Source organism: Cellulomonas sp. P5_E12, from assembly GCF_054049315.1.
On record NZ_JBFUMP010000003.1, the window covers coordinates 288521 to 296175 of the forward strand.

Consider the following 7655-nt stretch of genomic DNA (forward strand, 5'->3'; position numbering starts at 1 on the left):
CAGTTGTCTAAGAATGGTCACCGGGTACTTGCCAGAAGTTCGGCCCCTCCCCGAGGTGCCGACGCAGCCCGTCGCAAGGATGCGGCGGGCACACGCCGGACCCCCGGACCCAGGAGCACGACGATGAACACCCAGGACCTGTACGACGGCTGGTCCCTGACCGCCGTCGCCGGCCCCGTCCCGGCCGACATCGTCGGCCGCCGTGTCCGCGCCCGCGTGCCCGGCACCAGCCACACGGCGCTGCTCGAGGCGGGTCTGATCCCGGACCCCTACGTCGACCGCCACGAGGAGGATCTCGCGTGGATGCGCCGCACCGACTGGGCGTACGAGCGCGACCTCGACCTCGCCCCCGCGGCCGCCGACGAGCGCGTCGACCTGGTGTTCGACGGCATCGACACGGTGGCCACCCTCACGTTGGACGGCCACGAGATCGGCCGCACCGCCAACCAGCACCGCTCCTACCGCTTCGACGTCCGCGACCTGCTGCGGCCCACCACACAGCGGTTGCGCGTCCTGCTGGCGTCCGCCCTGGTGCATGCCGAGGCCGAGGCCGCGCGGCTCGGTCCGCGCCCGCTCGCCTACGACCAGCCGTTCAACATGGTCCGCAAGATGGCGTGCTCGTTCGGCTGGGACTGGGGGCCGGACCTGCAGACCGCTGGCCTGTGGCGGCCGGTCCGCGTCGAGCGCTGGTCGATCGCGCGCCTCGCCGCGGTCCGCACGCTGGTCACCGTCGACGCGACGGGCACCGGCCACATCGCCGCGCACGTCGACATCGAACGCTCGGGGGTCCCGGGCGGGGACGTGCCCGTCGTGGTGCGCGCCCGCGTGGCAGGCGCCGACGTCTCCGTCACCGTGCCGGGCGACGCGAGCTCGGCGGTGGTCGACCTCGAGGTCCCGCACGCTCCCCTGTGGTGGCCGGTGGGCCACGGCGCGCAGCCGCTGAGCGAGCTGGTGGTCGCGCTCGTCGGCCCGGAGCCTGAGAAGCCGCTGGACACGTGGACCCGGCGCATCGGCTTCCGCACCGTCGAGCTCGACACCAGCACCGACGAGGACGGCACCGCGTTCACGTTCCGCATCAACGGGCGACCGATCTTCGTCAAGGGTGCCAACTGGATCCCCGACGACCACCTGCTCACCCGGATCACCCGGGAGCGCCTCGCGCACCGCCTGGACCAGGCCGTGGACGCCAACCTCAACCTCGTGCGCATCTGGGGCGGCGGCATCTACGAGTCCGAGGACTTCTACGAGCTCTGCGACGAGCGCGGCCTCCTCGTCTGGCAGGACTTCCTCCTGGCCTGCGCGGCCTACCCCGAGGAGCAGCCGCTCTGGGACGAGCTGGAGGCCGAGGCCCGCGAGCACGTCTCACGCCTGACGCCCCATCCGTCGCTGGTGCTCTGGAACGGCGGGAACGAGAACCTCTGGGGCTTCCTCGACTGGGGCTGGCAGGACGAGCTCCAGGGCCGGACCTGGGGCTACCGGTACGCCACGGAGCTGCTCGCGGGGATCGTCGCCGAGCTCGACCCCACCCGCCCCTACTCCGACGGCAGCCCGTACTCCCCCGGGRCCGCCCTCACCGAGATCCACCCGAACGACCCCGACCACGGCACCCACCACCAGTGGGAGGTCTGGAACCGCGTCGACTACACCGTCTACGGCGACGAGGTCCCCCGCTTCTGCTCCGAGTTCGGGTTCCAGGGGCCGCCGACGTGGGCGACGCTGACCCGGGCGGTGCACGCCGTCGACGGCGGGCCGCTGACCAAGGACGACCCGGCGTTCCTGCTCCACCAGAAGGCCGACGACGGCAACGGCAAGCTCGACCGCGGCCTCGCACCCCACCTGGGCGTCCCCGACGACTTCGCCGACTGGCACTGGGCCACCCAGCTCAACCAGGCGCGCGCGGTGCGGTTCGCCGTCGAGCACTACCGCTCGTGGTGGCCGCGGACCGCCGGCGCGATCGTCTGGCAGCTCAACGACTGCTGGCCGGTCACGTCGTGGGCCGCCATCGACGGCGACGAGCGCCCGAAGCCCCTGTGGTACGCCCTCAAGGCCGCCTACGCCAGCCGTCTGCTCACCGTGCAGCCGCGCGAGGGCCGCGAGGTGCTCGCGGTCGTCAACGACACCGCCGCCATCTGGCAGGGCATCGTGCGCCTGTCGCGCCAGCGGCTCGACGGCACGGTGCTCGCCGAGGAGGACCTCGCCCTCGCGGTGGGCGCCTGGTCGGTCGGCCAGTTCGCCCTGCCGACGACGGTGGCGACGCCCGCCGACCCCGCGCAGGAGGTCCTCGTCGTGCGCCTGGGCACCCTCCAGGCGGTGCACCCGTGGGCGGAGGACATCGACCTCGCCCTCGACCCCGCACCCCTGCGCGCCTCGGTCACCCCCGTCCAGGACGGCTACCGCGTGGACGTCACGGCGTCGTCGCTCGCCCGGGACGTGACCCTGCTCGTCGACCGGCTGGACCCCGAGGCCCGCGTCGACACCGCCCTCGTCGACATCCCCGCGGGCACCACGGCGTCCTTCCACGTGCGGACCCGCGGCACGTTCGACCCCGCCGAGCTCACGCGCGCGCCCGTTCTCCGTTCCGCCAACGACGTCGTCGTCCGTCGTCCCTCAGAGCTGGAGGCGCGTGACCTCACCCAGTCGCACGCCTGAGACCCTCGCGGTCGAGGTGTCGGAGCAGGTGACGTCACCCCGTCGCCGCCGTGATCCCCCGCGCCGCGCAGGTACGCTCGCGAGCATGACGCAAGGTCTCGACGCGGTCGGCCTGGTTCTCGCTCGACCTGCACGGATGCTCGGATTCGAGCCCTTCTTCATGGAGCTCGTCGGCGGCATAGAGGAGTCCCTGGCCGGCGAGAGCCGCTCGCTGCTCCTGCACGTCGTCCCGGACCACGAGGCCGAGATCCGCACCTACCGCCGATGGGGCGAGGGCAAGCTCGTCGACGCCGTCGTCGTGGTCAACGTGGCGCTCGAGGACTCCCGCCTCGACGTGCTCAGCGAGCTGGGCATCCCCACGGTCGTCGTGGGCGGCCCGCGGCCCGACCTGCCGTTCGCCAACGTCTGGATCGACAACGCCGAGGCGATGCGCACCGCCGTGCAGCACCTGGTCGGACTGGGCCACCGCCGACTGGCACGGGTCAGCGGGCCCCGTGGGCTCGCGCACACCCAGGCCCGCACCGAGGCGTTCACGGGCGAGTGCGCCCGCCTGGGCGCCCACGGCACGGTCGTCGAGGGCGACTACGGCGAGGAGTCCGGCACCCGCGCCACGCGCGCGTTGCTCGGCCGCGGCGCACCACCGTCCGCGATCATCTACGACAACGACGTCATGGCCGTGGCCGGCCTCGGCGTCGCGCACGAGATGGACGTCGCGGTGCCCGAGCGGCTCTCCCTGCTCGCCTGGGACGACTCCGCCCTCTGCCGCCTCTCTCACCCGGCGCTGTCGGCCATGAGCCTCGACGTCCACGCCATGGGGGTGCAGGTCGCCGACTGCGTGCTCAACCTGCTCGCCTCGGGCACGGTCCGCTCGTACACGGCTCCCCTGCCCCGCCTGGTGACCCGCGGCACCACCTCTGCCGCACCCGCCGGCAGCGCCTGAGGGCCGCCGGAGAATGCCCGGATATGCCCTGAGACGCAGGTCACCCGGGCGACCATCCTGCGCTCGCACCCTCCGGGTGGTTGGGTAGGGGGATGAGCCCGGCCGCACCGTCCCCGGTCCCCGTCGATGTCGACACCCTTCGCACCGTCGCCCACGGGGCGTCCTACGCACCGCACGACGTCCTCGGCCCGCACGTCGGGGGCGGCGGGGTCACGGTCCGCACGCTCCGGCCGCTGGCCGAGTCCGTCGTGGTCGTCACCTCGACCTCGCGCGTGGCCGCCCGGCACGAGCAGGACGGCATCTGGGTCGCCGTCCTGCCCGGCACCGATGTGCCCGACTACCGCCTCGAGGTCACGTACGACGGCCACTCCTCCGTGGTCGACGACCCGTACCGCTTCCTGCCCACCGTGCAGGAGCTCGACCGCCACCTCGTCCGCGAGGGCCGCCACGAGCAGCTGTGGACCGTGCTCGGCGCCAACGTGCGTCGCTACCCCGGCGAGCTCGGCGAGGTCATCGGCACGTCGTTCGCCGTCTGGGCCCCCAATGCCCGGGCCGTCCGCGTGGTCGGCGACTTCAACTACTGGCAGGGTGCCTCGCACAGCATGCGCTCGCTGGGCGACAGTGGCGTCTGGGAGGTCTTCGCCCCGGACGTCAGGGCCGGCGCCCGGTACAAGTTCGAGATCCTCGGCCACGACGGCTCGTGGCGGCAGAAGGCCGACCCGCTCGCGCAGGGCACCGAGGTGCCGCCCGCGACGGCGTCGGTCGTCGTCGAGTCGAGCTACCAGTGGTCCGACGACGCGTGGCTCACCGCCCGCGGCACGCACGACCCGCACACGGCCCCGATGAGCGTCTACGAGGTCCACCTGGGCTCCTGGCGCGTCGGCCTGTCCTACCGGGACCTCGCGCACCAGCTGACCGAGCACGTGGCGTCGCTCGGCTTCACGCACGTCGAGATGATGCCGGTGGCGGAGCACCCCTTCGGCGGCTCGTGGGGCTACCAGGTGTCGTCCTACTTCGCGCCGACCTCCCGGTTCGGCCACCCCGACGACTTCCGCTACCTCGTCGACACCCTCCACCGCGCGGGCATCGGCGTCATCGTCGACTGGGTGCCGGCCCACTTCCCCAAGGACGAGTGGTCGCTCGCGCAGTTCGACGGCACCCCGCTGTACGAGCACCCGGACCCGCTGCTCGGCGAGCACCCCGACTGGGGCACGTACATCTTCAACTTCGGCCGCTCCGAGGTCCGCAACTTCCTCGTCGCCAACGCCACCTACTGGCTCGAGGAGTTCCACGTCGACGGCCTGCGGGTCGACGCCGTCGCCTCGATGCTGTACCTCGACTACAGCCGGAAGCCCGGTCAGTGGCGGCCCAACCAGTACGGCGGCCGCGAGAACCTGGACGCCATCTCGTTCCTCCAGGAGGCCAACGCCACGGCCTACCGGCGCACCCCCGGGATCATGATGATCGCCGAGGAGTCCACCGCCTGGCCCGGCGTCACGGCTCCCACCGACGGCAACGGCCTCGGTTTCGGCCTGAAGTGGAACATGGGCTGGATGAACGACACGCTCCGCTACATGGCCGAGCAGCCCATCCACCGGCGCTACCACCACAACGAGATCACCTTCTCGATGGTCTACGCCTACTCCGAGCGCTTCGTGCTCCCCATCAGCCACGACGAGGTCGTGCACGGCAAGGGCTCCCTGTACGAGCGCATGCCCGGGGACCACTGGCAGAAGCTCGCCGGTGTCCGCCTCCTGCTCGGCTACCAGTGGACACACCCCGGCAAGCAGCTGATCTTCATGGGCAGCGAGTTCGCGCAGCAGACCGAGTGGACCGAGGCCCACTCCCTCGACTGGCACGCGCTCGACGACCCTGCCCACCAGGGCGTCCTGCGCTCCGTCGCGGACCTCAACCGCGTCTACAAGGAGACGCCGGCCCTCTGGCAGCTCGACCACACCCCGGACGGCTTCGAGTGGATCGACTCCGACGACGCCTTCCGCAACACCCTCGCGTACCTGCGCAAGGGCTCCGACTCCCCGCCGGTCGCCGTCGTCATCAACTTCGCCGGCGTCCCCCACGAGGGTTACCGCCTGGCGCTCCCCCGCGGCGGCCGCTGGCGCGAGATCTACAACTCGGACTCCGAGGCCTACGGCGGATCCGGCGTCGGCAACCTCGGCGAGATCGAGGCCCTGCCCGAGCCTCACTACGGCCGCCCGTACTCCGCCTCGGTCCGCGTCCCCCCGCTGGGCGTGGTCGTCTTCGAGGCCGCCCGCTAGGCGTGGACATCCTCGAGGCCAGCTGACCCACCGGCCCGCACGACGACAAGGGGAGCCCCTCGGGCTCCCCTTGTCGGGCTCTTCCCGAGGTGGGGTGTCGTTCGGACCCGAAATGCGCCGGGGCAGCCGTCAGGGATCGGCGCGGGCTCGACGCTTGCCCAGGCGCGCGTGATGCCAGGTGGGCCTTCGGCGATGATGCCAGCATGGAGTACGTGTCCAGGGTGCCCGGTCCGCCGCTCGACGGGCTGATCGGCGATCTCTACTACCTGGAGGGTGAGCCGCCGTACTCCCGGCTGATGCTGCCGGCCGCGCCGGCACCGTTGCTCGTCGTCAACCTCGGGGCGCCGTTTCGCATCCGGGCGGGCACCGATCGGGAAGCCGTGGAATACACCGACGGCTGCGTGGTCACCACCCCCACCCGCGCGTGGGAGTTCAGCTACCCAACCCCTACTCGGTCCGTCGGCGTCCACTTCAAGCCCTGGGGGCCAGCCCCGTTCCTGCCGATGCCCGCGGCCGAGCTGTGCGACCGGCCGGCGACGGTCGCGCAGATGTGGGGCCAGGTGGCGACTGCCGAGCTTCGAGACCGGCTGACCACCGCAGACGCACCGCACGAGATGCTGACGCTGCTCGAACATGAGCTGATGAGACGGCTGCGCGAGATCGACGGCCTGGACCTCGTACGCCACATGTGCAGCGCGATCGCGGCGACCGGCGGAGCGGTGCCGATCAGCGACCTCGGCGTTTCAAGCCGCGCAAGCAGCACCTACGTGGCGAGGCGGTTCAAGGCGATTGTCGGTGTCACGCCGAAGCGGCTGGCTCGCAGCTACCGCTTCACCTTCACCGTGCTGGCGATCGACGTCGCTGCACCGATCGACTGGGCCGAGGTCGCCGCCCGCGCGGGCTACTTCGACCAGGCCCACTTCGTCCACGAGTTCCGGGAGTTCACCGGCCTCACGCCGACCCGGTACGTCGAAGCCCGACGGCGGTTCCTGCGCGAGCATCCCGATCACGTACTGGACGGCTGGCCACTGCCAGCCGAATGAATTCTTACAAGAGCGACCACTCTCGACGCGCAAGACTTGGGACTGCCAAGCGAGGAGGAACCATGGGAAAAGTGGTCATGAATGCGTCGGTCTCAGTGGATGGTTTCATTGCAGCTGAGAACGACGATCCCGGTCCGCTGTTCGAGTGGTTGGTCAGCGGTGACGTGCGGTTGGACGACGGCGGCGTACTGAAGGTGTCGCAGGCGTCCTACAACCATGTCCGGCCCTACTGGGACCAGATCGGGGTGACAATCGCCGGGCGCCACGTCTTCGACATCACGGACGGCTGGGACGGGACGCCGCCGAGCGGGATCGACCACGTCGTCGTCGTGACGCACCGGCCGGCACCCGAGGGCTGGGACCCCGAGGCGCCGTTCCACTTCGTCGACGGCATCGACGCAGCCGTGACAAAGGCACAGGAGCTCGCCGGCGATCGCATCGTCGACCTTGCCGCCGGTGACGTCGGTGGGCAGGCGCTTGCGGCGGCCCTGGTCGACGAGGTGCGCATGGACGTCGCACCCGTGGTGCTCGGGTCCGGCAAACGCTACTTCGGCTCCGTCGACGCGCAGCACCTACTGGAGGACCCAGACATCGTCGTCCAGGGAAAGCGAGTGCTTCACCTGCGCTATCGGGTGCGCCGTTGACCGACACCGCGCGAGCAGCCGGTGCGCCGCTTCCAAGCACAACGGGCCACCCCCGAAGGAATGGCCCGATAATCCACACAGGTTCTGGTCCTGGAAACAGAAG

At 71.2% G+C, this 7655-nt stretch carries 5 protein-coding genes; all 5 read left to right on the forward strand.

Translation table 11 applies throughout. The annotated features are described in order from the left end of the window. The first annotated feature begins 123 nt into the window (after positions 1 to 123). On the forward strand, positions 124 to 2649 hold the full coding sequence (locus ACXJKA_RS04180; RefSeq protein ID WP_456823915.1) for a glycoside hydrolase family 2 protein: 2526 nt from the start codon (positions 124 to 126) through the stop codon (positions 2647 to 2649). An 85-nt stretch (positions 2650 to 2734) separates the two neighbouring features. Beyond that, on the forward strand, positions 2735 to 3589 hold the full coding sequence (locus tag ACXJKA_RS04185; protein ID WP_456823916.1) for a LacI family DNA-binding transcriptional regulator: 855 nt from the start codon (positions 2735 to 2737) through the stop codon (positions 3587 to 3589). A gap of 92 nt (positions 3590 to 3681) precedes the next feature. Next, positions 3682 to 5865, forward strand: coding sequence for a 1,4-alpha-glucan branching protein GlgB (gene glgB / locus ACXJKA_RS04190; RefSeq protein ID WP_456823917.1), 2184 nt, complete (start codon positions 3682 to 3684; stop codon positions 5863 to 5865). Between the two features lie 203 nt (positions 5866 to 6068). After that, the gene (locus ACXJKA_RS04195) at positions 6069 to 6908 is read left to right on the forward strand and encodes a helix-turn-helix domain-containing protein (RefSeq protein ID WP_456823918.1); all 840 of its coding nucleotides are present in this window, start codon (positions 6069 to 6071) and stop codon (positions 6906 to 6908) included. A gap of 62 nt (positions 6909 to 6970) precedes the next feature. Continuing rightward, positions 6971 to 7552, forward strand: a complete 582-nt coding sequence (locus tag ACXJKA_RS04200; RefSeq protein ID WP_456823919.1) for a dihydrofolate reductase family protein — start codon at positions 6971 to 6973, stop codon at positions 7550 to 7552. Positions 7553 to 7655: the final 103 nt, after the last annotated feature.

What these genes read in the sequence shown, in the direction of transcription:
- ACXJKA_RS04185 (WP_456823916.1), top strand. Translation starts at nt 2,735, where the DNA reads ATGACGCAAGGTCTCGACGCGGTCGGCCTGGTTCTCGCTCGACCTGCA.
- glgB (WP_456823917.1), top strand. Translation starts at nt 3,682, where the DNA reads ATGAGCCCGGCCGCACCGTCCCCGGTCCCCGTCGATGTCGACACCCTT.
- ACXJKA_RS04195 (WP_456823918.1), top strand. Translation starts at nt 6,069, where the DNA reads ATGGAGTACGTGTCCAGGGTGCCCGGTCCGCCGCTCGACGGGCTGATC.
- ACXJKA_RS04200 (WP_456823919.1), top strand. Translation starts at nt 6,971, where the DNA reads ATGGGAAAAGTGGTCATGAATGCGTCGGTCTCAGTGGATGGTTTCATT.